The organism is Bradyrhizobium sp. Cp5.3 (assembly GCF_000426265.1).
In the GTDB taxonomy this organism is placed as follows: Bacteria; Pseudomonadota; Alphaproteobacteria; order Rhizobiales; family Xanthobacteraceae; genus Bradyrhizobium; species Bradyrhizobium neotropicale.
Map to the genome: position 1 here is coordinate 109,793 of NZ_AUFA01000008.1, position 25,579 is coordinate 135,371.

Sequence of the window (25,579 nt, forward strand, 5' to 3'; positions counted from 1 at the left end):
GGATTGCTTCGCTCGCGCTCGCAATGACGATGTGAGGAGACAGTCGTCGTCCTACCGCACCACCGACGCGGTCTGCCCGAACAGGATCTTGCGTTCCTCCTCGGTGCGGATGGCGGGCTTGCCGAAGTTCGGATTGACCTCCTTGGCGAGCGCGTAGGCGCGCTCGGTGGCGGGGCGCGCGCGGATGGTTTCGAGCCAGCGCTTCAGATGCGGGAAGTCGTCGATGTTCTGGCCCTGGTTCGCATAGCCGACCACCCAGGGATAGGACGCCATGTCGGCGATGGAATAGTCGCCGGCAACGAATTCGCGATCGGCGAGGCGCTTGTTGAGCACGCCGTAGAGACGGTTGGTCTCGTTGACGTAACGGTCGATCGCATACGGGATCTTGTCCTGCGCGTAGTTGCGGAAATGGTGGTTCTGGCCGGCCATCGGGCCGAGGCCGCCCATCTGCCAGAAGGTCCACTGGATCACGTCGTAGCGCGCGTAAAGGTCGGTCGGGAGAAACCTGCCGGTCTTCTCGGCGAGATAAAGCAGGATGGCGCCGGACTCGAAGATCGACAGCGGCTTCGTGCCGCCCTTCGGCGCGTGATCGACGATGGCGGGGATGCGATTGTTGGGCGCGACCGCCAAGAACTCCGGCTTGAACTGCTCGCCCTTGCCGATGTTGACCGGGATGACCTTGTAGCTCAGTCCGGTCTCTTCGAGAAACATCGTGATCTTGTGGCCGTTCGGCGTGGTCCAGTAATGCAGGTCGATCATGGCTGGATGTCCCGGGCTGGAGGGAGGCGATCGCAGAAAGATGCGATTGCATGAAGTTCGCGCCAAGCCCTGCCCAAGTCAATGGTTCCGCTGATGACGGCCGCGTGATTGCCTTGCCTCACATGCAAATGCGGAGAGGCGAAGACATCACCGCCCGTTGGCGCGCAGCAGCTTCTCGCCGTCCTCGGTCACCGCAATGATCAAGCCCATGCCGGGCAAGGTCTCGCGCGCGACGTAGCCGCGGTCTGCGGCGTCCTCCCAGATGGTGAGGCGCGGGCATGACGTCTTCCAGGTCGAGACCACCTCGACATAGGCGCGCGGCTCGCGCGCGATCCATTCGACGAAATCGAGCACCAGGGGATCGGCCGTCTCGCTCATTGCAAACCTCCCTTGTCGAAGGCCGCCAGCACCGGCGTGCGGAGCAGGAGCCAGCTTCCATAGGCGATGTAGTAGCAGGCGATGGTGGTGATCAGCCGCGCCGCCCAGACGCGGTATTGCTGATCGGTCATCGCTTCGAGCAACCGGCGCGCAAGGCTCGTGCCGAGCATGGAGGCTGCGATCGCAACCCCCGCCAGCACCGGATCGAGCGAGGCAGCCTGATCGATGATGCCGCCGAAATAAAGCAGCTTGGTGAAATGGCTCGCAACCTGGCAGGTCGCCTTCGTCGCCACGATCTCGCGCCGGCCGAACTTGCCGCCGAGGAAGAACGTGTCCATCAGCGGCCCCGAAACGCCGGTCATCAGCATCAGGCCCATGCAGATCGAGCCGTAGAACGTCCCCTGCCAGATGCTGTCCGGATTCGGCTTGATGCCCGCGGGCATCATCCGCGCCATGAACGGCGTGACGCCGAGCAAGAGCAGCGCGACCGGCTTGTCCGGCACGTAGCGCGTGATCGACCACAGCGCCAGGGCCAGCGCGCAGCCGATCAGATAGACGAACACCGGCCGCCAGCGGATATGTGCGCGCCACAGCACGGCGCGCCAGCCGTTCGAGGCCATCTGCGTGATCGCATGCAGCACCATCGCGGTCGGCAGCGGCATCAGGGCCAGCAGCACGCCGATCAGGATCAGCCCGCCCGCCATGCCGAACAACCCCGACAGGAAGGCGGTGGCGACCATCAGCAATCCGAGGGCAGCGATCATGATGGGCGTCACGAAGAGGTCTCCTGTGGTGGCACGTCAGGGACGCAAGCTGTCCATTCTCCCTCTCCCCGTTCTTACGGGGAGAGGGTTGGGGTGAGGGGCTGCGTCCGCAAAGACGCGAGCAGTTGGACTCGCGGAGGCTCCCCCTCACCCGGAATTTGCGCTTCGCTCAAATTCCGGCCTCTCCCCGCAGGCGGGGAGAGGCGAAGAGGCGGCTTCCCTGATCGGCAAATCAACTTGGAATTACACTCATTCTTGTGCCTCGCTTGTCGTGCTCGCGCAAACTGAGTTATCTTGGCCTGGCATCAGCTTTCCTGAGGGTACGACATTTGCGGCGGCTGCTCTTTCTCAACGGCATCAAGGCATTCGAGGCGGCGGCGCGGACCGGCAGCTTTGCCTCCGCAGGCATCGAGCTCAACGTGTCGGCGGCGGCCGTCAGCCGCATGGTGCATCTTCTGGAGAAGCGCCTCGGCGTCGCGCTGTTCGAACGCAAGGCCAACCGCCTGGTGCCGACCCAGGCCGGGCGGGCCTATCAGAGCGGGCTGACTCCGATCTTCGATGCGCTCGCAAGCCTCACCGCGCAGGTGACGGCATCCTCCAGCGTCCGCGTGCTCACCATCGGCGTCGGGCATACTTTTGCGATGCGCTGGCTGATCCCGCGACTGTCGGAGTTTCGCAGCGAGGAGCCCGACATCGAGGTGCGCTTCACCACCGGCGGCGCGGCGGTGCCGTTCGGCGAGGACTGGAGCTGCGGCATCAAGCTCGGCACCGGCGACTGGCCCGGCCTCGTCGCCGAGCCGCTGTTCGCCGGCGACCTCACGCCGGTCTGCGTGCCCCGCCTCGCCGCCAGCCTGAGACGGCCGGCCGACCTGAAGGGACCGAGCCTGATCCGCGTCGCGCATTCGCCGGAGGACTGGCCGATCTGGCTGAAGGCTGCGGCCGTTACCCGCATCAACGCGCGCGGTCCCGAATTCGAATTCTACGGCCAGTCGCTGCAGGCTGCCGCCGACGGGCTCGGCATCGCCATGGGCATCCGGCCCTATATCGACGACGATCTCGCCGCCGGCCGGCTGGTGGCGCCGTTCGACCTCTCGGTGCCCAAGGGCATGCGCTGGTACCTGGTGTATCGCAGCTTTCAGACTGAGCAGCGCGACTTCGCCGCGTTCCGCCGCTGGATCATGCGCGCGGCGGCCGAGCCTGCGGCTCGTCCGGCCAGGCGGATCGGCCGCACCGCAGCGCGGAACTGAAGGCCTACATCCGGTCCTCTGGGCGAAAAAGCCGACGGCATGTGAACCGTTTCACATGCACACATCCGGAAATGTGGTCCTCTGACCCTCCAACAAGACGTGGGGACCACAATGACGACCCTTTACGACGGCTTTGACATCGAATCCTTCGAGGCTGGCAAGGGACTGTGGCACGCCCGGATCCGGCGCGCCGACTTCAGCCCTCTCGCCATCGATGGCGTACTCTTTCCGGCGATGGAGGTCGGCTTCGCCTGGCCCGATTCCGACGCCGCGATCGCCGACGCCAAGAACCACATCGACCGCTTCCGCCGCCGCGCCGACATCGACGACGAGTAAGCAAGCAGGACCAGCGCGGCGGAAAGCAAGGAACCGGTCATGTCGTCCATCGAAATCGAAGAGACACAGCCGCTGGCCCGATCCTACCCACGGTCCGTGCTATCGAATTGCCCGGAATGCGACGGCGATCTCGCGGTGCTCCGCGTGATCGGCGGCCGCGCCGGATGCGAATACTGGACCATGCGCTGCACCGGTTGTGGCGGGATCCATCTCGACATCCTCCAGCCGCGCAACCTGCACGAGGACGACGACGGGCCGCTGCCCGCGGCGTGAGGAGGTCTGCGCCTGCTGCCAACCTGCTGTCAGCAGGCTGAGCCGGACAAGGCATTCGCCCTTTTCTGCCGGGCGGACTCGTCCCATATTCCGGCCATGGCGAAGAAACCTGCATCCTCCGAAAAATCCGTCAAATCCCCCAAATCCAAAGCGCATCGGCCCGATGTGCAGCCGATCGCACCGGCGCTGGCCGAGTTGCTCAATCCCGCGATCAATCGCGGCGATGCCGGGCTTGGATCGGGCACCGGCCTGCAGCCGCCGCCGGACAATTCGCGCGACCGCCGCGCCGGCGGCGAGGCCGCCGCACACCGCGCGCGGGCCTCGACGCCGAAGGATTTTCCAAATGACCGTTTGAGCGACCGCCCGGCAGGATTGGACGAGGCGCCGCAGGCGAATTACGGCACCGCCGCGACCATTCCGTTCCTCGATCCGGAACTTGCGAAGCAGCTCGGACTGCCGACAGAGGAGGACGATGCCGAGGCCCTGGCGCGGCCGCCGCGCTCGAAGACCGAGGCGCTCGGCGTGAAGGCGACCGCGGACGCGCTGGAGGCGCTGATCCGCGACGGCCGTCCCGAGTTCCGCAAGGACGACGGCTCCATGAAAGTGTGGACGCCGCACCGCCCACCCCGCCCGGAAAAGTCCGAAGGCGGCGTGCGTTTCGAGATCAAATCGGAATACCAGCCCAGGGGCGACCAGCCGACGGCGATCGCCGAGCTCGTCGAGGGCATCGAGCGCAACGACCGCTCGCAGGTTCTGCTCGGCGTCACCGGCTCGGGCAAGACCTACACCATGGCCAAGGTGATCGAGGCGACGCAGCGCCCCGCACTGATCCTGGCACCGAACAAGACGCTTGCCGCCCAGCTCTATGGCGAGTTCAAGAACTTCTTCCCCGACAACGCGGTCGAGTATTTCGTCTCCTATTACGACTATTACCAGCCGGAAGCCTACGTCCCGCGCACCGACACCTATATCGAGAAGGATTCATCCATCAACGAGCAGATCGACCGCATGCGCCACTCGGCGACGCGCGCGCTGCTCGAGCGCGACGACGTCATCATCGTCGCCTCGGTGTCCTGCATCTACGGTATCGGTTCGGTCGAGACCTACACCGCGATGACCTTCGCGCTGAAGAAGGGCGAGCGCATCGACCAGCGCCAGCTCATCGCCGACCTCGTCGCGCTGCAATACAAGCGCACGCAGGCCGATTTCACCCGCGGCACGTTTCGCGTGCGCGGCGACGTCATCGACATCTTCCCGGCGCACTATGAGGACCGCGCCTGGCGCGTGAATCTGTTCGGCGACACCGTCGAGAATATCGAAGAGTTCGATCCGCTCACCGGCCACAAGCAGGACGAGCTCGAATTCATCAAGATCTACGCCAACTCGCACTATGTGACGCCGCGCCCGACGCTGGTGCAGGCGATCAAGTCGATCAAGTTCGAGCTGAAGCAGCGGCTCGACCAGCTCCACGACCAGGGGCGCCTGCTGGAAGCGCAGCGGCTGGAGCAGCGCACCATGTTCGACCTCGAGATGATGGAGGCAACGGGAAGCTGCGCCGGCATCGAGAACTATTCGCGGTATCTGACGGGACGTCGCCCCGGCGAACCGCCGCCGACGCTGTTCGAATACGTGCCCGACAACGCGCTGATCTTCGCCGACGAAAGCCACGTCACCATTCCGCAGATCGGCGCCATGTTCCGCGGCGACTTCCGCCGCAAGGCGACGCTCGCCGAATACGGCTTCCGTTTGCCATCGTGCATGGACAATCGCCCGCTCCGCTTCGAGGAGTGGGACATGATGCGGCCGCAGACGGTCGCGGTGTCGGCGACGCCCAGCGGCTGGGAGCTGAACGAGAGCGGCGGCGTGTTCGTCGAGCAGGTGATCCGCCCCACGGGCCTGATCGATCCGCCCGTCGACATCCGCCCCGCCCGCACCCAGGTCGACGATCTCGTCGGCGAGGTGCGTGCCACCGCGCAGGCCGGTTATCGCTCGCTGATCACCGTGCTGACCAAGCGCATGGCGGAGGACCTCACCGAATATCTGCACGAGCAGGGCATTCGCGTCCGCTACATGCATTCGGACATCGACACCATCGAGCGCATCGAGATCATCCGCGATTTGCGCCTTGGCGCCTTCGACGCGCTGGTCGGCATCAACCTGCTCCGCGAGGGCCTCGACATTCCCGAATGCGCGCTGGTCGCGATCCTCGATGCCGACAAGGAAGGTTTTCTGCGCAGCGAGACTTCGCTGATCCAGACCATCGGCCGTGCCGCGCGCAACGTCGACGGCAAGGTGATCCTCTATGCCGACAGCATGACCGGCTCGATGGAGCGCGCGATCGCGGAGACCAACCGCCGCCGCGAGAAGCAGGTCGAGTACAACAACGCCAACGGGATTACGCCGGAGAGCGTGAAGAAGCAGATCGGCGACATCCTCAACTCAGTCTACGAGCGCGACCACGTGCTGGTGGAAGTCGGCGGCCACGACATGACCGACGACGTGATCTCGATCGGCCACAACTTCGAAGCGGTGCTCGCCGATCTCGAAACCAGAATGCGCGAAGCCGCCGCCGACCTGAACTTCGAGGAAGCCGCGCGCCTGCGCGACGAGGTCAAGCGCCTGCGCGCGACCGAGCTCGCGGTCGTCGACGACCCCACGGCCAAACAGCGCACCGTTCAGAGCAAGGCCGGCGCCTATGCCGGCACCAGGAAATACGGCGACGCCGCCAACTTGCCAGTCAGCGCGATGAAGAAAAAGACCGTGAGCTCCGCGCTCAAGGCCAGCGGCGGCGGCGGTGGCGGCTCGAAGGTGCACAAGCCGCATCTCGACGAGATGCACGGCCCGGAATCGCTGCCCTACCGCGCCAACCGCGCGCTGCCGTCAAAACCGTTCGGCGGCGAGAGCCGGGTCATCCAGCCGACGGATTCGCGGCAGTCCGGCCCGGAGTTCGGACCCGCGCCAAAGTCGACGGGAGGAGCGCCGGGGCGACGGGGTGGGTGGAAGAAGAGGTAGATCGTTCGCTTGGTGAAGACAGCGGGACAACGCCGTCCTCACCTCGCGCCTGCCCGAATTCGTGCACGCAACCGTACGCACAACCCTTAATTGCATCCCGTGAACCTGGCATTGCGTCTGCGCGTCATAAGGTCTGCAATCACCCCTGTGGTTTTGCGGATTGATGGGCGAGCAGGTCGCGCGATAGCGTTTGCGATCGACGGCCGATGAAGGCGGGCGCAGCATGACGGTTGAATCCTTGAGCAGGCAGCGCGTGCTCCATCTGCTCGACAGTTTCGCGCGCGGCGATCTCGACGCGGCGCTTGCGTGCTGCACCGACGACGTCGACTTCCTCACCCACGCGCCGATCGACGTGCTGCCGCACATGGTGCCACGCCACGGCAAGCAGGAGCTGCGCGATCTCTGGCAGACCGTCTGGTCGCGCTATTCGGAAGTTCGCTACAAGACGCCGCACGTCGTCGCCGAGGGCGACGCGGTCGCGACCTACATGCACGCCTACTTCAAGAAGCGCAGCAACGGCCGCATCGTGCAGTTCGACATGGCCGTGTTCTACAGCTTGCGCAACGGGCTGGTGACCGAGATCCGCGAGATCATCGATTCCTACGATCTGGTGCAGCAGGTGCTCGAGCGCGAGATCGGCCCGCTGATCCTAGGCGAGAGGGCGGAGTGAGCCGTTGATCCTCCCTCCCCGCTCCCCGCGGGGCCCACACGATCGCGAGAGCCGGAGCCGGTGCGGCGGCGCGACAAGTAGAATTACGGAGTTCTATTGCAAATCTCACAAAGCGATCTCAATTGTGCATTGCGAAAACGTGAATTGCGTTTTGGCCGAAATCCCGTATTTGTTCGTACACGAATGAGTTGAGCAGCCCCGCGGCACATTGCTGTGCATGGGGTCGTTTTCCGTTTTCTTGCAAGCCAGTTTCAGGACTCCCCAAAATGACAGAGCACAGCCTCTGGCGTTTCTCGCGCGCGTTGCATCGCGCGATCAACGACCGGCACTTTGAGGATATCGAGGCCCTGATCGACGAGGACGTCGACTGGGCGCTCTATGGCCCGATCGACATGTTTCCGTTCCTCGGCGCACGCCAGGGCAAGCAGGCGGTGCTCGACGTCATCCGCCAGCTCGCCGACAACTTCCATGTCCGCCGCTTCGACCGCGAGAGCATCATGCTGGGCGTGGATTCCGCGGCCTCCATGCTGCGCTATTCGCTGACCGCGCTCGATTCCGACAAGCCGCTCTCGCTGCGGGTGGCGCAGTTCGCCCAGTTCAGGGCGGGCCGCCTGGTCAACATGCGCGTGCTGATCGACACCTTCGACCTCGTGGAGCAGGCACTCGGCCGCGCCATTCATCTTCCCAAGATGACCGGCGTGGGGTGAGGGGGACACCAACGGGCCCCGCTTTTCGGGACCGGTGGGCGCTTCGCGCGATGTCCTGGCCTCCAGCCCCGCCGGATGCCGTCGCGTGAGAGCAGTCGTCGGGCGCGCGCTTTTCGCGCGGCCCGTTGGTTTGCGGCCCGACCTCAGCCGCCACAATTTTGCAACGATACAACCGCATGTTGGACGCGGACTGAATGGCGCATGGTCTTCGCGGAAAGCCGCTCTATATTGCTGTTGGAAGCATGCGCCGGGGCTCGCGGGCAGGAATATGGAATTCTCGACAGGTTTCGGCTGGAGGCTGCCAGTGCTGGCGGCCGCGTTCATTTTTGGCTCGGTGCTGACGGCCTCGGCACAGATCATTCCGCCGGCGGCCGCGGAGCCGGACGACGAGACCGAGGCTGCGGCGACGCCTGATGTCGACGACCCCGATGTGCTCAAGGGCATCGACGTCGACAAGCTCGACTGGAGCCAGCTCGCGGTCGACGCCGGCACGCTGAACGACATCATCGCCGCGAAGAAGCGGGCGCAGGCGGCGGCCAAGGACGGGCTCGACTGGTCGTCGAACCTGAACGCAAACGGCTCCTCGGCAGTCAAGGTCAAGCAGTCGGTGTCCTCGTTCTGGGACACGCGGATCGGCGCCGACATGACGGTGGCGAGCGAGCCGACCACGATGTCCGAGCTCTTGGCGCAGAAGGCCGCCAATGGCGGCAACCTGCTGCAATCCTCCGGCAGCGCCTGGGCGGCTGCGACCGCACCGGGCGCGGGCTCGATCTGGGACAAGACCGCGGTGGAAGCCCGCGTCGATCCCGGCTCCGAGCAGAGTAAGCTCGGCGCCTCGCTGACCAAGTCGGTGCCGCTCTCGAGCGACTATTCGCTGACGCTCCAGAACGGCTACAGCGTGAACCAGCAGGGCACGACGGCCCTCCCCGGCATCGCCGGGCGCACCACCCGCAATTACGAGACCGACCAGTCCGCCAAGGTCACGATCACCGACACCGGCACCAGCATCACCGCCGGCCAGACGCTGTCGACCACCGACGACAAATGGCTGCGCAAGTTCGGCGCCGAGCAAAAGCTGTTCGACAACGTCACCGTCTCCGGCTCGGTCGGCGAGACCTCCCAGGGCGCGATCAACAAGAGCCTGACCGCAGGCTTCAAGAAGAGCTGGTGAATGCTCTTCGCCTCTCCGGGAGTCGACCTCCGGCCGAGCCGCGCATTCACCTGGCCGCACCAAACCTTCAGACATTGCTAACCATACGCCACGGCAAAGCCCCCGAATGGTCCGCCCTTGCCGCATCTCGGCCCAGTTGCGGTCAAAATCGGACGCCCTGATGCAGCAGCCCACAGACGTCGTCGTGCGGGGGACACTCGCGCTGCGCTCAACGCGAACAGGGGAACAACGATGAACGCCACTCGCCCGGAAAAGATCGAATCGACCGAGACCGAAACGGTCGACACCAACCTCGCCGCCGTCACGGAAGTCGAGGCCGGCATCCGCGATTTCGTGCGCAACGACATCGCCTATCTGCGCCGGCCGGCCGCCGGCAGCGAAGCCGCGCTCGATCCCAACGCGGAAGCCACCGTCAACAATGTCAACTCGCTGATCCAGCGCGTCGCCGGCACCTCGCTCGCCGAGATCGAGAACCTGATCTCCGAGCTCGAGAGCCTGCGCGATCTCCTCCATGCCGAGGGCCAGCGCGTCCAGCGCGAGATCTCCGGCTACGCCCAGCTCAGCCAGGCCGCGATGAAGTCGACCCGCATGATCTCCGACAACGTCGCCCAGTGGAAGCGCACCGCCGACGGCCTGCGCAACAGCTGATCGTCCGCATCACACGTCATGGCCGCCGCGCTCCCGAGGGGACGCGGCGGTTTTGATTTTGGGGGCGCGAGAACGGGCGCTGCCCCCACTCTCGGTGTCATCACCCGCCTTTTCCAGTAGTCCAAAGACAGCGAGGCAGGAATCGAGGGGGGCGCGGCGTACTGGATGCCCCGCCTTCGCGGGGCATGACAGCGGAGGAGGAGGCACGGGCCGCCCAATCCAACCGGCCCCTTTGAACTTTCCGGCCAATCCCAGCGACCAATGCCAAGCGCCCGCAGCCTTTGCGGCCGGGCCAGGGGACTTCTCACATGGAAAGCATTCGGCCCGACAACACGGACCCGATCCCGCTGCGACCCGCGCCGATCCAGTTCGGCACGATCATGTTGCGCTTTGTCGGATTGCTCGCCGTCGCGATTACGGTGCTGGCGTTCGTCTATAGCCGCTGAGCGGCAGGCGCCGAATTGGGCGGAACAGCGTTAACGAAGGCTTAGTGGCTCGCCTCGACCGTCGAGGCTTCCAGAGTGTAGCCACCGTCGGCATAGCCCTTCACCACCATGCCGGCGACCAGCATCACTGCCAGCGTCGCGGTAGCGAAGATAAATCCGACCAGCTTGAGTGCGCCGCGGTCTGCCATGGTCTCTCGTCCCCTGTCCTTTGCCTATTCGTTCAAATAGACAGCGACAGGTTCATAATTGGTTAGCAACTCGGTGGTTCCGCCAACTGCTTCGCCGGCGGCCCCGTCTTCGGGAAGGCTTATGGCAGCCGGCCTGAATCGCGTCCATAGCGCGCGGGCAACAGTCAGCCACTCATTTCCGGCGTTCAGATTGGAACTGGTCTAATCGACCTTCCCGCGCATCGGGACGAAGGCGGTGGCGGTGATGGAGTAGACCTCCTCGCCGCGCTGATTGGTGCCGGTGGTGCGGGCCGTCAGGATACCCCAGCCGGGGCGCGATCCGGATGCACGCTTGTCGACGATGACACTGGCGTAGGTGATGGTGTCGCCGGCCAGCACCGGCTTGATCCAGCGCAGGTCGCGGAAGCCCGGCGACGGCCCCCACACCGCGACCTCCTCGCCGCGCGCGGCGGCCTCTTTCGCCAGCCGCTGGCCGTCGGCAACGAGCAGGCTCATGCAGGCGGAGCCGACATGCCAGCCGGATGCTGCAAGCCCGCCGAACAGCGAGTTCTTGCCTTCCTCCTCGTCGAGGTGAAAACGCTGCGGATCGAATTTCGCCGCGAACGTCTTGATGGACTCAGCCGTGAACGTATAGGCGCCGATCTCGCGGCGATGGCCGATCGCGATCTCCTCGAAGAACCACATCAGACCGCCCTCTCGCGCCGCTTGATCAGGATCGGCGAGGTCATCTCGCACAGCGCCTCGCCCTTGGCGTTGCGCGCGGTGCATTTGAACTTGACGATGCCGAGTGAGGGCCGGCTCTTCGAGGTGCGCGCTTCCACGACATCGACATCGAGCGTGAGGTCATCGCCGGGCCGCAAGGGCGACAGCCAGCGCACCTCGTCGACGCCGGGCGAGCCGAGCGAGGCGGCGCGGGTGATGAAGCCGTCGGCCATCATCCGCATCATCAGCGAGCAGAGGTGCCAGCCGGAGCCGGACAGTCCGCGCAGCATGCTTCTCGCCGCGGCATCCTCGTCCAGGTGCATCGGCTGCGGATCGAACTCGGCGGCAAAAGCCAGAATCTCGTCGCGGGTGACATGGCGCGGGCCGAATGTGCCGAACCGGCCGGGCGGGAAATCTTCGAAGGTCAGGGTCATCTTGGGAAAGCTTTGCGGAATTGACAGATTGTGGCCGCACTTTGCGGCAATCTCAACCCGCCGGCCCGCATGGCTCGTGCTACATTCGACACGGCGGTACTGGTCTGAGTCGGATCATCCGAAGGGCCGAGGCCCGATTTGCCCGGGGAGAGCAATGTTCTCATTCAACGATCTGTTTCAGTGGGACAGGTTCATCACGCCGACGATCATCAAGACCTTCTACTGGCTGGTGATCGCGCTGATCTGCCTGTTCGGCCTCTCCGGCATCTTCTCGGGCCTTGCCACGATGGCGATCAGCCCGTTCGGCGGCTTCCTAGTGCTGCTGTCGTCGATCGCGAGTGTCGTCGTCGGCGTCGTGTTCTCGCGCATCGCCGCCGAGTTGATCCTGATCGTCTTCCGCATCAACGAGCACCTCGGCGCCATCCGCGACCAGGGCGGTGGGATGAAATAGCTCGTCATTCCGGGGCGTGCGTAGCACCGTAGGGTGGGTTAGCCGAAGGCGTAACCCACCACTTTCTTCGCCGCGGGAGAAATGGTGGGTTACGCTTCGCTGACCCACCCTACGAATCCCGCAAGAACTTACGTATTGAACCGGAAATGCATCACGTCGCCGTCGGCGACGGTGTAGTCCTTGCCTTCGAGGCGCAGCTTGCCGGCATCGCGGGCGCCGGCTTCGCCGCCCAGCGCGACGTAATCGTCATAGGCGATGGTCTCGGCGCGGATGAAACCCTTTTCGAAATCGGTGTGGATCACGCCGGCCGCCGCGGGCGCCTTGGTGCCGCGGTGGATGGTCCAGGCGCGCGCCTCCTTCGGCCCCACCGTGAAATAGGTGATGAGGTCGAGCAGCGTGTAGCCGGCGCGGATCAGGCGATCGAGGCCGGCCTCTTCCAGGCCCAGCGTCTCCAGGAAATCGACGCGCTCCTCACGCGACAGCGTCGCGATCTCGGATTCGATCTTGGCGGAGATGACGACGGCAACCGCGCCTTCTTTTGCGGCCTGTTCCTCGACTGCCTTGGAGAAGGCGTTGCCGGTTGCAGCGGAGCCTTCCTCGACGTTGCAGACATAGAGCACGGGCTTTGACGACAACAGGCCGAGCATCGAGAAGGCGCGCTCCTCCTCCGCCTTGCGCTCGACGAGCCGCGCCGGCTGGCCGTCGCGCAGCAGCACCAGCGTGCGGTTGACGAGGTCGAGCTGCTCCTTGGCGTCCTTGTCGTTGCCCTTGGCCTTCTTGGTGAGATTGTCGACGCGCTTCTCGAGGCTGTCGAGGTCGGCGAGCATCAGCTCGGTCTCGATGGTCTCGATGTCGGCGAGCGGAGCGATCTTGCCCTCGACATGGGTGATGTCGGAGTCCTCGAAGCAGCGCACGACATGCACGATCGCATCGACCTCGCGGATGTTGGCCAGGAACTGGTTGCCGAGGCCTTCACCCTTGGAGGCGCCGCGCACGAGGCCGGCGATGTCGACGAAGGTCAACCGGGTCGGGATGATCTGCGCCGACTTGGCGATCGCCGTCAGCTTATCCAGCCGCGGATCCGGCACGGCGACCTCGCCGACATTCGGCTCGATCGTGCAGAACGGATAGTTCGCAGCCTGCGCCGCAGCCGTCTCGGTCAGCGCATTGAACAAGGTCGATTTGCCGACATTGGGCAACCCGACAATCCCGCATTTGAATCCCATCGTGTCCTCTAGCGCAGTGCAATCGTAGGGTGGGTTAGCGTAGCGTAACCCACCACTTTTTCCGCCGTTGCATGGTGGGTTACGCCTTCTGCCTTCGCTCGTTGCAGCTTCGGCGAACGTGATCGGCTCACCCACCCTACTCTTTGCCGTTGTCGTCCTTGGTCAAAAACCCCTTCGCCTGCATGGCAAGATGCACCCTGTTGGCGAACGTCGCATCGGTACCCTTGGCGAGCAGCGCGGCATGCTCGGCAACCGCATCGCAGAGCGTCGCCACCCATTCGCCGTCGGCCTTGGAAAAGTCCGACAGCACGTGGCCGTGCACCAATTCCTTGACGCCGGGATGACCGATGCCGAGCCGCACCCGGCGGTACTCGTTGCCGATATGGGCGGAGATCGAGCGCAGGCCGTTGTGGCCGGCGATGCCGCCGCCGATCTTCACCCGCACCTTGCCCGGCGGCAGTTCGAGCTCGTCCTGGAACACGGTGACGTCGCCCGGCGCAATCTTGAAGAAGCTTGCCGCTTCCTGAACGCTGCGACCGGACTCGTTCATGTAGGTCGTGGGCTTGAGCAGGATGACGCGCTCAGTGCCGAGCGCACCTTCCGAGGTCTCGCCCTGAAAGCGACGGCGCCATGGCGAGAAACCATGACGCCGCGCGATCTCGTCGACGGCCATGAAGCCGATATTGTGCCGGTTGCGTGCGTATCGTGCGCCGGGATTGCCGAGCCCAACAAAGAGTCGCATGACGCGGCGCGCCCCTCGCTTGGCGCGCGATCAGGACCGCGCGCCAGCTTTGAGAGATTACTTCTTCTTGTCGCCGCCGGCGGGAGCCTTGGCAGCCGCTGCCGGAGCCGCAGCACCCGCAGCCGGGGCAGCCGCGCCAGCCGCCGGAGCAGCCGCGCCCGCAGCCGGAGCCGCGCCACCGGCCGCAGCCGCAGCCGCCGCCTTCTGCTCTTCGGCGTAGCCGGACGGCGGCACGATGGTGACGAGGGTCGCCTCCTCGCGCGTCAGCGCCTTCACGCCCTTCGGCAGCTTGATGTCCGACAGATGGAGCGAGTGACCGATTTCGAGCGAGCCGACATCAGCCTCGATGTACTGCGGGATGTTCTCGACACCGCATTCGAGCTCGATCGCGTGGGCGACGATGTTGACGGTGCCGCCGCGCTTCACGCCGGGCGAGCCTTCCGCCTTCACCACGTGCAGGGGCACACTGATGCGGATGGTGGCGCCTTCGCCGAGCCGCATGAAGTCAACATGGATCGGGAAGTCCTTGACCGGGTCGAGGTGGAAGTCGCGCGGAATCACGCGGTGCTTCTTGCCGTCGAGGTCGATGTCGACAAGGGTGGTCAGGAACCGGCCGGCGAGGATGCGCTGGCGCAGTTCGCGATCGTCAACCGAGATCGGGAGCGGGGGCTGGTTGTTACCATAGATCACTCCGGGCACTCTCCCGGCGCGACGCTCAGCCCGGGCGGCCCCCTTGCCGCTCTTCGGACGTGCGGTCGCCTTCAATTCCTTGACGGTCGCCATAACGTTAAGTCCTTGTTTTTGCAAAAGTTAATGGGCCGCAAGGCGGCCCATGGTGCTGTCCGCAGCAAGCCTCCAGGGGTGCGGGGGCCGCGGACGTGGCGGGCTTTTACCCGGAAGACGCGGAAATGACAAGGAGAATGGGCTGCCGGTCGGTGCCTTGTAGCCCGGATGGAGCGTAGCGAAATCCGGGGGGTCTCGGGACGCAGTTCCCGGATTACGCTGCGCTCCATCCGGGCTACGGGACCACGTATGAGTATAGGCGTGGATGCCCGGGACAAGCCCGGGCATGACGACCTTTAATTGGTCGAACCGCCCAGCTTGGCCTCCAGCGCGGCGATGCGCGCCTTCAGCGCCTCGTTCTCCTCGCGGGCGAGGCGCGCCATGTCCTTGACCGCCTCGAACTCCTCGCGCTTGACCAGATCCATGTCGCGCAGGAATTTTTCGGCTTGGGTGCGCATCACCGTGTCGAACTCGCGCTTGACGCCCTGGGCGGCACCGGCGGCGTCGTTCATCAGACGGCCAATCTCGTCGAAAAAGCGGTTGGTGGTCTGGGTCATGGCGGCCTCCGATAAACTTTGCGCGAACAGCTGCAAAGACAATGGCAATCCCGACAGGGCGGTTCAAGGGTCTTTGCAGGGCTGGGGCTATCCTTGTCATGCCCCGGTTTCCTTGCAATCGTATTCAACGTCCCTGCATAAGAAGAATCACAAGGCGCAAAGAGATGATCGAGCAGCAGATCGCAATTCCCACCAAGGACGGCCACACCGCAACCTTCATCAGCCATCCCGAGCGCGGTGGGCCGTTCCCGATCATCCTGTTTTACATGGATGCGCCGGCGATCCGCGAGGAGCTGCGCGACATGGCGCGCCGGCTCGCGACATCGGGCTATTACGTGATGCTGCCGAATCTCTACTACCGCTCCGGCGTGATGGAGCTTGGGCCCCTGCCGGCCGACCCGAATGCGCCGGAACGCAAGCGCATGTTCCAGTTCATGGGCTCGCTCAGCATCCCCATGATCATGGAAGACACCAAAGCCCTGCTCGCCTACGCCGAGGGCCAGGCGGCCGCGAACACCAAGCTGATCGGGACCGTCGGCTACTGCATGAGCGGCCGCTACGCCGTCAACGCCGCCACCCATTTTCCCGATCGCGTCAAGGCGGCTGCCTCGGTCTACGGCACGCAGCTTGCGACGGACCAGGACGACAGCCCGCATCTTGCTGCCGGCAAGACCAAAGCCGAACTCTATTTCGCCTGCGCCGAGACCGACATCTACGCGCCGGCCGAGATCATCGAGAAGGTGAAGCAGGGCATGCGCGGCGCGAAGGCCGAGGTCGAGATCTATCCTGGCACCCATCATGGCTTCGCCTTCCCCAAGCGCCCGGTCTATGACCGCGACGCGGCCGAGCGGCACTGGGAGCGGCTGCTGGCACTCTATCGCCGCAATCTCGTCTAGGTACAGAAGGCCTGATGCCCCTCTTGCTCATCGATTTTCCGTCGTTCAATCCGGTCGCGGTCGCAATCGGGCCGTTTGCGATCCGCTGGTATGCCCTCGGCTATATCGGCGGGATCGTGCTCGGCTGGCTCTATGCGCGCGCCCTGATCAAGAACGAGAGACTATGGGCCGGCGGATCGCCGATCAGCCTGTCGCAGATCGATGATTTCATATTGTGGGTGACGCTCGGCATCATTCTCGGTGGCCGCACCGGTTACGTGCTGTTCTACAACCTGCCTTTCTTCATCGAGCATCCGGCTGCGATCTTCAGATTGTGGGAAGGCGGCATGTCCTTCCACGGCGGTTTCCTCGGTTGCGTCGTGGCGGTGATGTGGTTCGCACGCAAGAATGGCGTCTCGATCCTGTCACTCGGTGACATCACCTGCGGCGTGGCGCCGATCGGCATTTTCCTGGTGCGGCTGACGAACTTCATCAATGGCGAGCTGTGGGGCCGTCCCGCCGACCCAAGCCTGCCCTGGGCGATGATCTTTCCGACCGGCGGTGATGTGCCGCGCCATCCGAGCCAGCTCTATGAGGCGGGCATGGAAGGCATCCTGCTCTTCATCGTACTCGCAGTGATGATCCGGCTCGGCGCCTTGAAACGGCCGGGACTGATCCTCGGCAGCTTCATCCTGATCTACGGCCTGACCCGGATCATCGGCGAGCATTTCCGCGAGCCGGATGCCCAGCTCGGCTTCCTGTGGGGCGGATTAACCATGGGCATGCTGTTGTCGATCCCGATGCTTATTGTCGGCGGCACACTTATTGTATGGGCAGTGCGGCGCGGAGCGCCGAGGCCGGCAGAGGCCGTTCGTTAATTCATTTCGAGAAGCAAGGCCGTGACCGACTCGCCGTTGTTGAACGAGATCAAGGCACTGATCAAATCGTCGGGCCCGATGCCGGTCTGGCGCTACATGGAACTGTGCCTGATGCATCCGCGCTACGGCTATTACGTGTCGCGCGATCCGCTCGGCCGCGAGGGCGACTTCACCACCGCTCCCGAGGTCAGCCAGATGTTCGGCGAGCTGCTCGGCCTGTGGAGCGCATCGGTATGGAAGCAGATGGGCTCGCCGCAGTTGCTGCGGCTGATCGAGCTCGGCCCCGGACGCGGCACCATGATGGCGGATGCGCTGCGCGCTCTGCGGGTGCTGCCGCCGCTGTACCAGTCGCTTCATATCCACATGGTCGAGGTCAACCCGGTGCTGCGCGAGCGGCAGATGGCGACGCTGTCCAGCGTGCGCAACATTACCTGGCACGACAGCATCGACGACGTGCCCGAGGGCCCGAGCATCATCCTCGCCAACGAATATTTCGACGTGCTGCCGATCCACCAGATGGTCCGGCACGAGAACGGCTGGCATGAGCGCGTGGTCGAGATCGACGGCAACGGCAGGCTCGAGTTCGGCGCGGCGGCTGAGCCGACCCCGCGCTTCGACGTGCTGCTACCGCCCTTGGTGCGCGCGGCGCCGGTCGGCGCGGTGTTCGAATGGCGCCCCGACACCGAGATCATGAAGCTTGCGACGCGCGTGCGCGAGCAGGACGGTGCGGCCCTGATCATCGATTACGGGCACTTGCGCAGCGACGCCGGTGACACCTTCCAGGCGATCGCGCGCCACAGCTTCACCGATCCCTTGAAGGCGCCGGGCCAGGCCGACGTCACCGCCCATGTCGACTTCCAGGCGCTGGCGCGCGCCGCCGAGGACGTCGGCGCCCGCGTGCACGGCCCGGTGACGCAGGGCGATTTCCTCAAGCGCGTCGGCATCGATACCCGCGCAGCCGCCTTGATGCAGAAAGCGACGCCGGACGTCGCCTCCGACATTTCACTGGCGCACAAGCGCCTGACCGACACCGGACGCAGCGGCATGGGATCGATGTTCAAGGTGCTCGGCATCTCCGAGCCGCGGCTGACCGGCATCGCAGGCCTCAGCGATCTCGAACAGGCTGGAGGGGCCTCATGACCATCGCTTCGTCGCTGCTGTCGGCGGTGCCCGGCCTGCGCCACGCCTTCTTCACGCGCGAGGGCGGCGTCTCTAGCGGCATCTACGCCGCGCTCAATGGCGGGCTCGGCTCCAATGACGATCCGGCCCATGTCGCGGAGAACCGCCGCCGCATGGCCGAGCATGTCGGCGTCGCACCGGAGCGCTTCCTCAGCCTGCACCAGATCCATTCGCCCGACGTCCTCGTCGCCGAAACCCCATGGCCGAGCGGGCCGCGGCCCAAGGGCGATGCGCTGGTCACCAGAACACCCGGCATCGCGCTCGGCGTCTCCACGGCCGATTGCGGGCCGGTGCTGTTCGTCGACCCCCATGCGCGCGTCATCGGCGGCGCCCATGCCGGCTGGAAGGGCGCGCTGACCGGCGTGCTGGAGGCGACTATTTCTGCGATGGAGCAGCTTGGCGCTGCGCGCGGCAGCATCATCGCCGCGATCGGCCCGCTGATCCGCCAGGAAAGCTATGAAGTCGGTAACGAGTTCGTGGCGCGCTTCATCGAGGCGGATGCGGAGAACGCGATGTTCTTCATCCCGTCAGTGCGCGACGGCCACGCGATGTTCGATCTCGCCGGCTTCATCCGGAAGCGGCTCGAGGGCGCCGGCGTTCTGATGATCGACGATCTCGGTCTCGACACCTATGCCGACGAGCGCTTCTTCAGCTACCGCCGCTCGGTGCATCGCAAGGAGCCGGACTACGGCCGGCACATCCACGCGATCGCGCTGGAGGGGTGACGCCGCCCGCGTCGCTTCCATAGCGACAAAATGCCCTTGACTCTCCACCTGCTGGAGACCGCACAACGGGCGCATGAAGCAACGCAGCTACAGCATCGGCGAAGCGGCGCGGCTCTGCGGCATATCGGTCCGCAAGCTTCGCTTTTATTCAGACCAGGGACTGCTGCCGCCGGCAGATCGCACCGCCAGCGGCTATCGCGTCTTCACCGATAGCGAGCTGATCCGCCTCGAACTGATCCGCTGCCTCCGGGACGCGGGACTTGGGCTGGGTGCCATCCGCGAGGTGCTGGCTCAGGAACTGTCGCTGACCCAGGCGCTGAAGCTCCGCCTCGAGGCACTGGAGGCGGAGATCGCCGCCCAGCGCCGCGTCGCCTCCACACTGCGGGCCGCGCTGCGTTCACCACAACTCACCGAAGCCGATTTGAGGAGATTTTGGACAATGACGCAGCTATCCCGCGCGGAACGGCGGAATGTCGTCGAAAGTTTTTTTGAGAAGGTATCCGATGGCATAAACGTCGATCAAAAATGGGTGCGCCGAATGGTGGAGGCGACCATCCCAGAGCTGCCAGACGAGCCGACGCCTGAGCAGTGCGACGCCTGGATCGAGCTTTCTGCGATTCTGGCCGACCCTTCCTTCATCGCCAACATGCGATCCAACGCCAGCGACGTCTGGGATCGCGATGCTTTCGACCTCGAAGCGTGCCAAAAGGCGAGCGACGCCATCGTGCTGAGAGCAAAGCAGGCGATTGAACATGGATCGAGCCCACGTCTGGGCAAGGCGGTGAATTGGCGCGGGATTGGCTCTTGACGTCGGCGCGCCTGATGGGACGCAAACCTGACGTCGCGTTCCGGAATTGGCTTGCCACGAAATACGCCCAGCACGATGCCCGCGCGAGCCGCTATTGGGAGCTGGTCGCCATCATGAGAGGCCAGTCTCCGGATGCCAGTCCGAACCGGGAGTGGGTATGGATACTCGACGCAATGCGCCATCATCTTGCCGGCTGAGCCAGGAAATTCACCATTCGGGAGCGGCAGCGGCCTTACCGCCGCTCCTGGCCTGCTTTGTGGCACCTCCGCCCTAGACGTTAATCGATTTTAACGATATCGCTGCCCTCCAATGAGGGAAGCGTCATCATTCTTGCGCCGCGCGGGCTCGCGCGTGCTGGCGGTCATGCTGCTGGCGGCTGCGACCGCGCTTGGCGGCTGCGCCGGTGGCGGCGCCCCGAGCAACTCCTATGCGATGGCGCCGAGTGCCGGCAGCGGGGCGACGGTCGCCTTCGAATCCATCGACGGGCCGCCGCCGCAGGTGTTCGACCGCATGGTCGGCGTGCTCGACAGCGAATCCAAGCTGCGCAGCCTGGCCGTCGTCTCCCGCGAGGGGACGGCCGCCTATCGCGTGCGCAGCTACCTCTCCGCCCAGGTCGTCCGCGGCAAGACCGTGATCGCCTGGGTCTGGGACGTCTACGACGCCAACCAGCAGCGGGCGTTGCGGCTGTCCGGTGAGGAACCGGCCTCGGCCAAGGGTGGGCGCGATCCCTGGTCGGCCGCCGACGATCTGGTGCTTCGGAAGATCGCCCAGGCCGGATTCAGCGGACTTTCCAACATGATCAATGGGACGTCGCCGGATGCGCCCGGGGCCGCCCCGGGGCTGAGGGGGCCTGCCGTGGCGAGCGTGCTGCCGGGCGCCACAGCGCCGGAGATGCCCGCCGCCGCACTCGGCTATGCCGAGTGATAACCACGGCTAAACCACGGCCCCAAGTCCCGCCCAAACTGTTGACCGGACTCAGGATTTTCGCTGGGAAAACGTAGCATCCCGGGTTGCCAGTTCGGCCTTGGGCCTGATATTTCCTCGCCCGTCGTAACCGTGCTTCCAGTGGGTATTCCCAGATGTTGAACGTCGTATCCAGCAAAGCGCGGGAGGAAGCGTCCATGTCGGCCAAAAACGGCTCAATCAAGCTTGTCGCCGGCAACTCCAATCCGGCCCTCGCCCAGGCCATCGCGCAGGGGCTGGACCTGCCGCTGACCAAAGCGGTGGTGCGGCGCTTCGCCGACATGGAGATCTTCGTCGAGATCCAGGAGAACGTCCGCGGGTCGGACGCCTTCATCATCCAGTCGACCTCGTTCCCGGCGAACGACCATCTGATGGAGCTCCTGATCATCACCGACGCGCTGCGCCGGTCGTCGGCGCGCCGCATCACCGCGGTGCTGCCCTATTTCGGCTACGCCCGGCAGGACCGCAAATCGGGTTCGCGCACGCCGATCTCGGCAAAGCTCGTCGCCAATTTGATCACGCAGGCCGGCGTCGACCGCGTCATGACGCTCGACCTGCATGCCGGCCAGATCCAGGGCTTCTTCGACATCCCGACCGACAATCTCTACGCGGCGCCGCTGATGGTGCGCGACATCAAGGAGAAGTTCGACCTCTCCAAGGTGATGGTGATCTCCCCTGACGTCGGCGGCGTCGCGCGTGCGCGCGGGCTCGCCAAGCGCATCAACACCCCGCTCGCGATCGTCGACAAGCGGCGCGAGCGTCCCGGCGAGTCCGAGGTCATGAACGTGATCGGCGACGTTGCCGGCTACACCTGCATCCTCGTCGACGACATCGTCGATTCCGGTGGCACGCTGGTGAACGCGGCCGACGCGCTGATCGCCAAGGGCGCCAAGGACGTCTACGCCTACATCACTCACGGCGTGCTGTCCGGCGGCGCGGCCGCCCGCATCTCCTCCTCGAAGCTGAAAGAGCTTGTCATTACCGACTCGATCCTGCCGACGGACGCGGTGACCAAGGCGCCGAACATCCGCACGCTGCCGATCGCCAGCCTGATCTCCGACGCGATCGCGCGCACCGCTGCGGAAGAGTCGGTGTCGAGCCTGTTCGACTGAGCACCTGACCTCGTAGAATCGTAGGGTGGGCAAAGGCGCGACGCGCCGTGCCCACCTTTTCTGTTTTCGATGATAGCGGTGGGCACGCTTCGCTTTGCCCACCCTACGATCTCCTAGCTCACCTCGGCCTTCGCACCCACCACCTCGGCAAACGACGCGAAGAATTCGCCGGCAAGCTTCGTTGCGGTCGAGTTGATCAGCCGCGCGCCGAGCTGGGCGAGCTTGCCGCCGATCTGCGCATCGACCTCGTAGTGCAGCACCGTGACGTCGGCGCTTTCCGATTCCAGCCGCACGACCGCCCCGCCCTTGGCAAAGCCGGCGACGCCGCCGGAGCCCTCGCCCGAGATGCGATAGCCGCTGGGCGGATCGAGGTCGGACAGGGTTACCTTGCCGCCGAACGTCGCCTTCACCGGGCCGACCTTGAACACCACCGTGGCGGTCATCTCGTTCGGACCGGTCACCTCTAACACCTGACAGCCGGGAATGCACTGCTTCAGCACGGCGGGGTCATTCAGTGCCGCCCAGACCTGCTCGCGTGGGGCGGGGATACGCTGGCTGTCGTTCATCTGCATGATCGGCTCTCACTCTTTCGTTGCTGCCTGATTGGCGGCGCGCTGGCCGCGCCGGCGTTCCCGGGTGATCTCGGCGAGGATCGACATCGCGATCTCCTCCGGCGTGATGGCGCCGAGATCGAGCCCGGCCGGCGCCTTCACGCTATCGATCGCAGCGGCATTCACGCCTTCCGCAATGAGCCTGGCGCGAAGCGAGGCCATCTTGCGGCGGCTGCCGACGAAGGCGTGATAGTCGGCCTTCGTCGCGATCGCGGCCCGCAAGGCGGCTTCATCACCCTTGCCCTGCGTCGAGACCACGATGAAGCGCTTTGCTTCGCCGAGCTCCCCGAGCTGGTAGCCGTCGATGAGTGTGTCGGCGTCCGGCGGAACGGTGAGATCGGCTGAGGGCGCGGCGAGCGTGACGTGGTAGGCAAGCGTGCGCGCCTGCGCCGCGAGCGACAGCGCCACCGGGCTCGCACCGAAAATGACGAGCGAAGGGTGGGGCAGCACCGGCTCGACGAAGATGTCCATGGTGCCCTTGCTCGGGCACATGTTGCTGGCGAAGCGGATGCCATCGCGGCTGTCGCCCGCCCTTACCCCCAGCTCGGCGAGCAAATTCTCCGGCTGCACCGAGACCATGCGCGGCTCGCCGTCCGCAAGCGCCTCACGCGCCGCCTTCAGCACGGCGCCGCGGGCGCAGCCGCCGCCGATCCAGCCGGCGACGATGGTGCCGTCGGCTGCGATGATCGCCTTCGCGCCGGCTTTCGCCGCGGTGACCGAAACGGTACGCACCACGGTCGCGAGGACGAAGGCGCGCTCTGCGGCCTTCATCTGGGCCACCAGATCCAGCACTTCGACATGAGCGGTCATCGGTGCCTCCTCTAGAGCTTTGCGAGATAGGGTTCGAGCGCGCGCAGGCTTTGCAGCGTGTTGGCGGGAGCATAGAGATCGACATGCGGCAGCGCGGCCTTGATGCCCCTCGCCTCGGGCGCATAGCCCTCCCAGGCCATCATCGGATTGAGCCAGACGATACGCCGGCAACGCCGCGACAGCGCGGCCATTTCCCGCCCGAGCAGATCGGCATCGCCGGTCTCATAGCCGTCGGAGACGATCATCACGCAACTGCGCGAATGGATCACGCGCGCGGCATGCCAGCGGTTGAAGGTCTGCAGGCTCTCGCCGATCCGCGTGCCGCCGCCAGCGCCCTGCGCCATGATCGAGAGCCGATCGAGCGCACGTCCCGCATCTTTCTCCTTCAGCGCATCGGACACATAGGCGAGCCGCGTGTGGAACAGGAACGCCTCGGCCTCGCGGAATTCGTCGAGCACGCCATGGATGAAGCGCAGGAACACGGAGGTGTACATGCTCATCGAGCCCGACGCATCGAGAAGAACAATGAGCCGCAGCGGCTTGTCCTTGCGCTGGCGTTTCACGAGGCTGATCGGCACGCCGCCATGGCTGATGTTGCGGTGGATGGTGCGCCTGAGGTCGAGCCGATAGCCGCGCCGGCGCGCCAGATCGCGCCGGGTCAGGCGCGCGCGCATCACCCTCGCGAGCTGCGCCGCCGCTTCGTGGGCCTGCGCGAGCTGGTCGGGATCGCTAAGTTTTCTGAAATCGACCTCGGCGAGATTTTCCGCACGCGAAGCGCCTTCCATGCGGCCTTCGCCGGAGCGGCCCTCCGGCGCATCGTCCGAGGACGGAAGCTGGTCGGTGACGGGCTGTCCGCCCCCCTGCTCCGCTATCTTGTTCTGCAAGCTTTTCAGCGACGGGTTGTGGGCGCCGGGGACAGACCCAATGGTGCGGGAACGCGAGCGCACGCACTTGCCGAGCCAGAACGCATCGAACAGCCCGTCGAACTTGTCCCAGTCGGACTTGCGCGCCGAGAACAAATGCTTGAACGCCGCGCGCAGCAGGCCCGGTCGCGCCGCATAGCCTGATGACATCAGCGTCGCGGCATCCTGCCCTTCGGCAAGCCCGATCCGGAAGCCGGCATCGCGCAGGGTGCGCAGAAAAGCCGCAAGCCTTGCCGAGACGAGGCGGGAGACCTGGTTGAGATCATCGTACCCGGGGCTGGAGCCGCAGCAGCTCATGCAACCCTCCCCAAAAGGCGCTGCGTGACCTCCGGCGTGACGCGGGCGCGATCCTCCTGCGTCTTCAAAAGACAGACCAGGGTCTCGTGCACGGTCTCGGGCGCATCATGAAGATCGCGGATGTCGAGGCCGACCAGGGCTGCCGCCCAGTCAAGCGTCTCCGCCACGCCCGGGACCTTGCGCAGCTCTTCCTTGCGCACGCCCTCGACCATGCGCGCGATCTGGAGTGACAGCGACGGGCTCGCACCGGCGATCCGTGCCAGGATGATGCGGGCCTCGCGGTCGACATCGGGGTAATCGACGTAGTGATAGAGGCAGCGCCGGCGCAGCGCGTCGGAGAGCTCGCGCGTGCCGTTCGAGGTCAGCACCACATGTGGGATTGTGATCGCGGCAATGGTGCCGAGCTCGGGAATCGAGACCTGGAAGTCGGAGAGCAACTCCAGCAGGAACGCCTCGAATTCGTCGTCGGCGCGGTCGATCTCGTCGATCAGCAGCACCGGCGCCTGCGCCCGCCGGATCGCGGCGAGCAGCGGACGCTCCAGCAGGTATTTTTCCGAGAAGATCTGGTCCTCGATGCTGTCGGTGCCGCGATGGGCCTGGATCGCCAGCAATTGACGCTGGTAATTCCATTCGTAGATCGCGGAGGATTGGTCGAGGCCCTCATAGCATTGCAGGCGGATCAGCTCGGTCGCATGCACCTTGGCGAGCGCCTTCGCCACCTCCGTCTTGCCGACGCCCGCCTCGCCCTCCAGGAGCAGCGGGCGCCGCAGCAGCCGCATCAACGAGATCGCCGTCGCCAGATCCTTATCGGCGATGTAGCCCGATGCGGCCAAGGCGTGGGTGATCTCGTCGCGGTTCTTCATCGTTTCTCGAACCAATGCCGTTCTTTCTGTGACCTCATGGT

Annotated in this window: 32 protein-coding genes; 18 read left to right on the forward strand and 14 right to left on the reverse strand. The window is 65.2% G+C overall.

From position 1 onward, the window contains the following. Positions 1-51: 51 nt before the first annotated feature. The 3 genes from K289_RS0112700 to K289_RS0112710 all read right to left on the reverse strand — a co-directional run bounded on the left by K289_RS0112700 (position 52) and on the right by K289_RS0112710 (position 1,913). The gene (locus K289_RS0112700) at positions 52-759 is read right to left on the reverse strand and encodes a glutathione binding-like protein (RefSeq protein WP_027551856.1); all 708 of its coding nucleotides are present in this window, start codon (positions 757-759) and stop codon (positions 52-54) included. A gap of 147 nt (positions 760-906) precedes the next feature. Further along, a complete protein-coding gene (locus tag K289_RS0112705) occupies positions 907-1,137 on the reverse strand; it encodes a hypothetical protein (RefSeq protein ID WP_027551857.1) in 231 nt (76 codons plus the stop codon). Further along, a complete protein-coding gene (locus K289_RS0112710; RefSeq protein ID WP_027551858.1) occupies positions 1,134-1,913 on the reverse strand; it encodes a sulfite exporter TauE/SafE family protein in 780 nt (259 codons plus the stop codon). The genes K289_RS0112705 and K289_RS0112710 overlap by 4 nt, the downstream gene beginning before the upstream one ends. Positions 1,914-2,230: 317 nt before the next feature. Here K289_RS0112710 and K289_RS0112715 point away from each other — a divergent pair, with 317 nt between their 5' ends. The 9 genes from K289_RS0112715 to K289_RS51530 all read left to right on the forward strand — a co-directional run bounded on the left by K289_RS0112715 (position 2,231) and on the right by K289_RS51530 (position 10,411). Further along, a complete protein-coding gene (locus K289_RS0112715; protein WP_027551859.1) occupies positions 2,231-3,148 on the forward strand; it encodes a LysR substrate-binding domain-containing protein in 918 nt (305 codons plus the stop codon). Between the two features lie 111 nt (positions 3,149-3,259). Continuing rightward, positions 3,260-3,484: a hypothetical protein gene (locus K289_RS0112720; RefSeq protein ID WP_027551860.1), complete on the forward strand. Its 225-nt coding sequence runs from the start codon at positions 3,260-3,262 to the stop codon at positions 3,482-3,484. Positions 3,485-3,523: 39 nt separating this feature from the next. Continuing rightward, positions 3,524-3,757 (forward strand): hypothetical protein, encoded by a 234-nt coding sequence (locus K289_RS0112725; RefSeq protein ID WP_027551861.1) that lies wholly within the window; start codon positions 3,524-3,526, stop codon positions 3,755-3,757. Positions 3,758-3,853: 96 nt separating this feature from the next. After that, positions 3,854-6,769 carry an excinuclease ABC subunit UvrB gene (gene uvrB, locus K289_RS44300; protein WP_084788602.1) on the forward strand — a complete coding sequence of 972 codons (2,916 nt, stop codon included), beginning with the start codon at positions 3,854-3,856 and terminating at the stop codon, positions 6,767-6,769. Between the two features lie 223 nt (positions 6,770-6,992). Next, a complete protein-coding gene (locus K289_RS0112735; RefSeq protein ID WP_027551862.1) occupies positions 6,993-7,439 on the forward strand; it encodes a nuclear transport factor 2 family protein in 447 nt (148 codons plus the stop codon). A 266-nt stretch (positions 7,440-7,705) separates the two neighbouring features. Next, positions 7,706-8,146, forward strand: a complete 441-nt coding sequence (locus K289_RS0112740) for a nuclear transport factor 2 family protein (protein WP_027551863.1) — start codon at positions 7,706-7,708, stop codon at positions 8,144-8,146. Between the two features lie 268 nt (positions 8,147-8,414). Next, the gene (locus K289_RS0112745; RefSeq protein WP_027551864.1) at positions 8,415-9,317 is read left to right on the forward strand and encodes a hypothetical protein; all 903 of its coding nucleotides are present in this window, start codon (positions 8,415-8,417) and stop codon (positions 9,315-9,317) included. Between the two features lie 231 nt (positions 9,318-9,548). Next, a complete protein-coding gene (locus K289_RS0112750) occupies positions 9,549-9,965 on the forward strand; it encodes a hypothetical protein (protein WP_027551865.1) in 417 nt (138 codons plus the stop codon). Positions 9,966-10,273: 308 nt separating this feature from the next. Beyond that, the gene (locus tag K289_RS51530; RefSeq protein ID WP_198024697.1) at positions 10,274-10,411 is read left to right on the forward strand and encodes a hypothetical protein; all 138 of its coding nucleotides are present in this window, start codon (positions 10,274-10,276) and stop codon (positions 10,409-10,411) included. A gap of 41 nt (positions 10,412-10,452) precedes the next feature. Here the strand turns inward: K289_RS51530 and K289_RS51535 are convergent, their stop codons facing one another. The 3 genes from K289_RS51535 to K289_RS0112770 form a co-directional block, all read right to left on the reverse strand. Further along, positions 10,453-10,599: a hypothetical protein gene (locus tag K289_RS51535; protein ID WP_027551866.1), complete on the reverse strand. Its 147-nt coding sequence runs from the start codon at positions 10,597-10,599 to the stop codon at positions 10,453-10,455. Between the two features lie 201 nt (positions 10,600-10,800). Beyond that, complete coding sequence (locus K289_RS0112765) at positions 10,801-11,283, reverse strand: MaoC family dehydratase (RefSeq protein WP_027551867.1); 483 nt, start codon at positions 11,281-11,283, stop codon at positions 10,801-10,803. Continuing rightward, on the reverse strand, positions 11,283-11,735 hold the full coding sequence (locus tag K289_RS0112770) for a MaoC family dehydratase (RefSeq protein ID WP_027551868.1): 453 nt from the start codon (positions 11,733-11,735) through the stop codon (positions 11,283-11,285). Before K289_RS0112770 ends, K289_RS0112765 begins: the two co-directional genes overlap by 1 nt. A gap of 154 nt (positions 11,736-11,889) precedes the next feature. Here K289_RS0112770 and K289_RS0112775 point away from each other — a divergent pair, with 154 nt between their 5' ends. After that, entirely contained in the window at positions 11,890-12,186 is a 297-nt protein-coding gene (locus tag K289_RS0112775; RefSeq protein ID WP_027551869.1) for a DUF4282 domain-containing protein, read from the forward strand. Between the two features lie 128 nt (positions 12,187-12,314). On the opposite strand, the gene ychF is transcribed toward K289_RS0112775, so the two are convergent. The 4 genes from ychF to K289_RS0112795 all read right to left on the reverse strand — a co-directional run bounded on the left by ychF (position 12,315) and on the right by K289_RS0112795 (position 15,494). Continuing rightward, on the reverse strand, positions 12,315-13,412 hold the full coding sequence (ychF, locus tag K289_RS0112780) for a redox-regulated ATPase YchF (protein WP_027551870.1): 1,098 nt from the start codon (positions 13,410-13,412) through the stop codon (positions 12,315-12,317). 136 nt (positions 13,413-13,548) lie between these two features. After that, positions 13,549-14,154, reverse strand: a complete 606-nt coding sequence (pth, locus tag K289_RS0112785) for an aminoacyl-tRNA hydrolase (protein ID WP_027551871.1) — start codon at positions 14,152-14,154, stop codon at positions 13,549-13,551. 57 nt (positions 14,155-14,211) lie between these two features. Next, complete coding sequence (locus tag K289_RS0112790; RefSeq protein WP_027551872.1) at positions 14,212-14,937, reverse strand: 50S ribosomal protein L25/general stress protein Ctc; 726 nt, start codon at positions 14,935-14,937, stop codon at positions 14,212-14,214. A 296-nt stretch (positions 14,938-15,233) separates the two neighbouring features. Beyond that, the gene (locus K289_RS0112795) at positions 15,234-15,494 is read right to left on the reverse strand and encodes an accessory factor UbiK family protein (RefSeq protein ID WP_027551873.1); all 261 of its coding nucleotides are present in this window, start codon (positions 15,492-15,494) and stop codon (positions 15,234-15,236) included. Between the two features lie 164 nt (positions 15,495-15,658). On the opposite strand from K289_RS0112795, the gene K289_RS0112800 reads away from it, so the two are divergent. From K289_RS0112800 to K289_RS0112830, 8 genes are all read left to right on the forward strand, one after another. After that, positions 15,659-16,390, forward strand: coding sequence for a dienelactone hydrolase family protein (locus K289_RS0112800; RefSeq protein ID WP_027551874.1), 732 nt, complete (start codon positions 15,659-15,661; stop codon positions 16,388-16,390). Between the two features lie 14 nt (positions 16,391-16,404). After that, entirely contained in the window at positions 16,405-17,247 is an 843-nt protein-coding gene (lgt, locus tag K289_RS0112805; RefSeq protein ID WP_027551875.1) for a prolipoprotein diacylglyceryl transferase, read from the forward strand. A 21-nt stretch (positions 17,248-17,268) separates the two neighbouring features. Then, on the forward strand, positions 17,269-18,387 hold the full coding sequence (locus K289_RS0112810) for a class I SAM-dependent methyltransferase (protein ID WP_027551876.1): 1,119 nt from the start codon (positions 17,269-17,271) through the stop codon (positions 18,385-18,387). Beyond that, the gene (gene pgeF / locus K289_RS0112815) at positions 18,384-19,151 is read left to right on the forward strand and encodes a peptidoglycan editing factor PgeF (RefSeq protein WP_027551877.1); all 768 of its coding nucleotides are present in this window, start codon (positions 18,384-18,386) and stop codon (positions 19,149-19,151) included. The genes K289_RS0112810 and pgeF overlap by 4 nt, the downstream gene beginning before the upstream one ends. Before the next feature lie 73 nt (positions 19,152-19,224). Next, a complete protein-coding gene (locus tag K289_RS44305) occupies positions 19,225-19,959 on the forward strand; it encodes a MerR family transcriptional regulator (RefSeq protein WP_245283903.1) in 735 nt (244 codons plus the stop codon). 14 nt (positions 19,960-19,973) lie between these two features. Next, positions 19,974-20,156: a hypothetical protein gene (locus tag K289_RS52230; protein ID WP_245283904.1), complete on the forward strand. Its 183-nt coding sequence runs from the start codon at positions 19,974-19,976 to the stop codon at positions 20,154-20,156. A 112-nt stretch (positions 20,157-20,268) separates the two neighbouring features. Then, a complete protein-coding gene (locus tag K289_RS0112825; protein ID WP_027551878.1) occupies positions 20,269-20,883 on the forward strand; it encodes a hypothetical protein in 615 nt (204 codons plus the stop codon). Between the two features lie 197 nt (positions 20,884-21,080). Next, positions 21,081-22,034, forward strand: coding sequence for a ribose-phosphate pyrophosphokinase (locus tag K289_RS0112830; RefSeq protein WP_027551879.1), 954 nt, complete (start codon positions 21,081-21,083; stop codon positions 22,032-22,034). Between the two features lie 113 nt (positions 22,035-22,147). On the opposite strand, the gene K289_RS0112835 is transcribed toward K289_RS0112830, so the two are convergent. The 4 genes from K289_RS0112835 to K289_RS0112850 are packed head-to-tail and all read right to left on the reverse strand — an operon-like array spanning position 22,148 to position 25,538. Then, positions 22,148-22,606, reverse strand: a complete 459-nt coding sequence (locus K289_RS0112835; RefSeq protein WP_027551880.1) for a carbon monoxide dehydrogenase subunit G — start codon at positions 22,604-22,606, stop codon at positions 22,148-22,150. Positions 22,607-22,615: 9 nt separating this feature from the next. Beyond that, a complete protein-coding gene (locus K289_RS0112840) occupies positions 22,616-23,455 on the reverse strand; it encodes an XdhC family protein (RefSeq protein WP_027551881.1) in 840 nt (279 codons plus the stop codon). 11 nt (positions 23,456-23,466) lie between these two features. Beyond that, the gene (locus tag K289_RS0112845) at positions 23,467-24,675 is read right to left on the reverse strand and encodes a VWA domain-containing protein (protein WP_027551882.1); all 1,209 of its coding nucleotides are present in this window, start codon (positions 24,673-24,675) and stop codon (positions 23,467-23,469) included. Continuing rightward, a complete protein-coding gene (locus K289_RS0112850) occupies positions 24,672-25,538 on the reverse strand; it encodes a MoxR family ATPase (protein WP_027551883.1) in 867 nt (288 codons plus the stop codon). Before K289_RS0112850 ends, K289_RS0112845 begins: the two co-directional genes overlap by 4 nt. Positions 25,539-25,579 lie beyond the last annotated feature (41 nt).

What these genes read in the sequence shown, in the direction of transcription:
- K289_RS0112800 (WP_027551874.1), top strand. Translation starts at nt 15,659, where the DNA reads ATGATCGAGCAGCAGATCGCAATTCCCACCAAGGACGGCCACACCGCA.
- uvrB (WP_084788602.1), top strand. Translation starts at nt 3,854, where the DNA reads ATGGCGAAGAAACCTGCATCCTCCGAAAAATCCGTCAAATCCCCCAAA.
- K289_RS0112835 (WP_027551880.1), bottom strand. Translation starts at nt 22,606, where the DNA reads ATGCAGATGAACGACAGCCAGCGTATCCCCGCCCCACGCGAGCAGGTC.
- K289_RS0112735 (WP_027551862.1), top strand. Translation starts at nt 6,993, where the DNA reads ATGACGGTTGAATCCTTGAGCAGGCAGCGCGTGCTCCATCTGCTCGAC.
- K289_RS0112845 (WP_027551882.1), bottom strand. Translation starts at nt 24,675, where the DNA reads ATGAGCTGCTGCGGCTCCAGCCCCGGGTACGATGATCTCAACCAGGTC.
- K289_RS0112765 (WP_027551867.1), bottom strand. Translation starts at nt 11,283, where the DNA reads ATGTGGTTCTTCGAGGAGATCGCGATCGGCCATCGCCGCGAGATCGGC.
- K289_RS0112795 (WP_027551873.1), bottom strand. Translation starts at nt 15,494, where the DNA reads ATGACCCAGACCACCAACCGCTTTTTCGACGAGATTGGCCGTCTGATG.
- lgt (WP_027551875.1), top strand. Translation starts at nt 16,405, where the DNA reads ATGCCCCTCTTGCTCATCGATTTTCCGTCGTTCAATCCGGTCGCGGTC.
- K289_RS0112850 (WP_027551883.1), bottom strand. Translation starts at nt 25,538, where the DNA reads ATGAAGAACCGCGACGAGATCACCCACGCCTTGGCCGCATCGGGCTAC.
- K289_RS51535 (WP_027551866.1), bottom strand. Translation starts at nt 10,599, where the DNA reads ATGGCAGACCGCGGCGCACTCAAGCTGGTCGGATTTATCTTCGCTACC.
- K289_RS0112840 (WP_027551881.1), bottom strand. Translation starts at nt 23,455, where the DNA reads ATGACCGCTCATGTCGAAGTGCTGGATCTGGTGGCCCAGATGAAGGCC.
- K289_RS0112770 (WP_027551868.1), bottom strand. Translation starts at nt 11,735, where the DNA reads ATGACCCTGACCTTCGAAGATTTCCCGCCCGGCCGGTTCGGCACATTC.
- K289_RS0112790 (WP_027551872.1), bottom strand. Translation starts at nt 14,937, where the DNA reads ATGGCGACCGTCAAGGAATTGAAGGCGACCGCACGTCCGAAGAGCGGC.
- K289_RS0112700 (WP_027551856.1), bottom strand. Translation starts at nt 759, where the DNA reads ATGATCGACCTGCATTACTGGACCACGCCGAACGGCCACAAGATCACG.
- pgeF (WP_027551877.1), top strand. Translation starts at nt 18,384, where the DNA reads ATGACCATCGCTTCGTCGCTGCTGTCGGCGGTGCCCGGCCTGCGCCAC.
- K289_RS0112750 (WP_027551865.1), top strand. Translation starts at nt 9,549, where the DNA reads ATGAACGCCACTCGCCCGGAAAAGATCGAATCGACCGAGACCGAAACG.
- K289_RS0112725 (WP_027551861.1), top strand. Translation starts at nt 3,524, where the DNA reads ATGTCGTCCATCGAAATCGAAGAGACACAGCCGCTGGCCCGATCCTAC.
- K289_RS0112705 (WP_027551857.1), bottom strand. Translation starts at nt 1,137, where the DNA reads ATGAGCGAGACGGCCGATCCCCTGGTGCTCGATTTCGTCGAATGGATC.
- pth (WP_027551871.1), bottom strand. Translation starts at nt 14,154, where the DNA reads ATGCGACTCTTTGTTGGGCTCGGCAATCCCGGCGCACGATACGCACGC.
- K289_RS0112830 (WP_027551879.1), top strand. Translation starts at nt 21,081, where the DNA reads ATGTCGGCCAAAAACGGCTCAATCAAGCTTGTCGCCGGCAACTCCAAT.
- ychF (WP_027551870.1), bottom strand. Translation starts at nt 13,412, where the DNA reads ATGGGATTCAAATGCGGGATTGTCGGGTTGCCCAATGTCGGCAAATCG.
- K289_RS0112720 (WP_027551860.1), top strand. Translation starts at nt 3,260, where the DNA reads ATGACGACCCTTTACGACGGCTTTGACATCGAATCCTTCGAGGCTGGC.
- K289_RS52230 (WP_245283904.1), top strand. Translation starts at nt 19,974, where the DNA reads ATGGGACGCAAACCTGACGTCGCGTTCCGGAATTGGCTTGCCACGAAA.
- K289_RS0112745 (WP_027551864.1), top strand. Translation starts at nt 8,415, where the DNA reads ATGGAATTCTCGACAGGTTTCGGCTGGAGGCTGCCAGTGCTGGCGGCC.
- K289_RS51530 (WP_198024697.1), top strand. Translation starts at nt 10,274, where the DNA reads ATGGAAAGCATTCGGCCCGACAACACGGACCCGATCCCGCTGCGACCC.
- K289_RS44305 (WP_245283903.1), top strand. Translation starts at nt 19,225, where the DNA reads ATGAAGCAACGCAGCTACAGCATCGGCGAAGCGGCGCGGCTCTGCGGC.
- K289_RS0112825 (WP_027551878.1), top strand. Translation starts at nt 20,269, where the DNA reads ATGAGGGAAGCGTCATCATTCTTGCGCCGCGCGGGCTCGCGCGTGCTG.
- K289_RS0112775 (WP_027551869.1), top strand. Translation starts at nt 11,890, where the DNA reads ATGTTCTCATTCAACGATCTGTTTCAGTGGGACAGGTTCATCACGCCG.
- K289_RS0112740 (WP_027551863.1), top strand. Translation starts at nt 7,706, where the DNA reads ATGACAGAGCACAGCCTCTGGCGTTTCTCGCGCGCGTTGCATCGCGCG.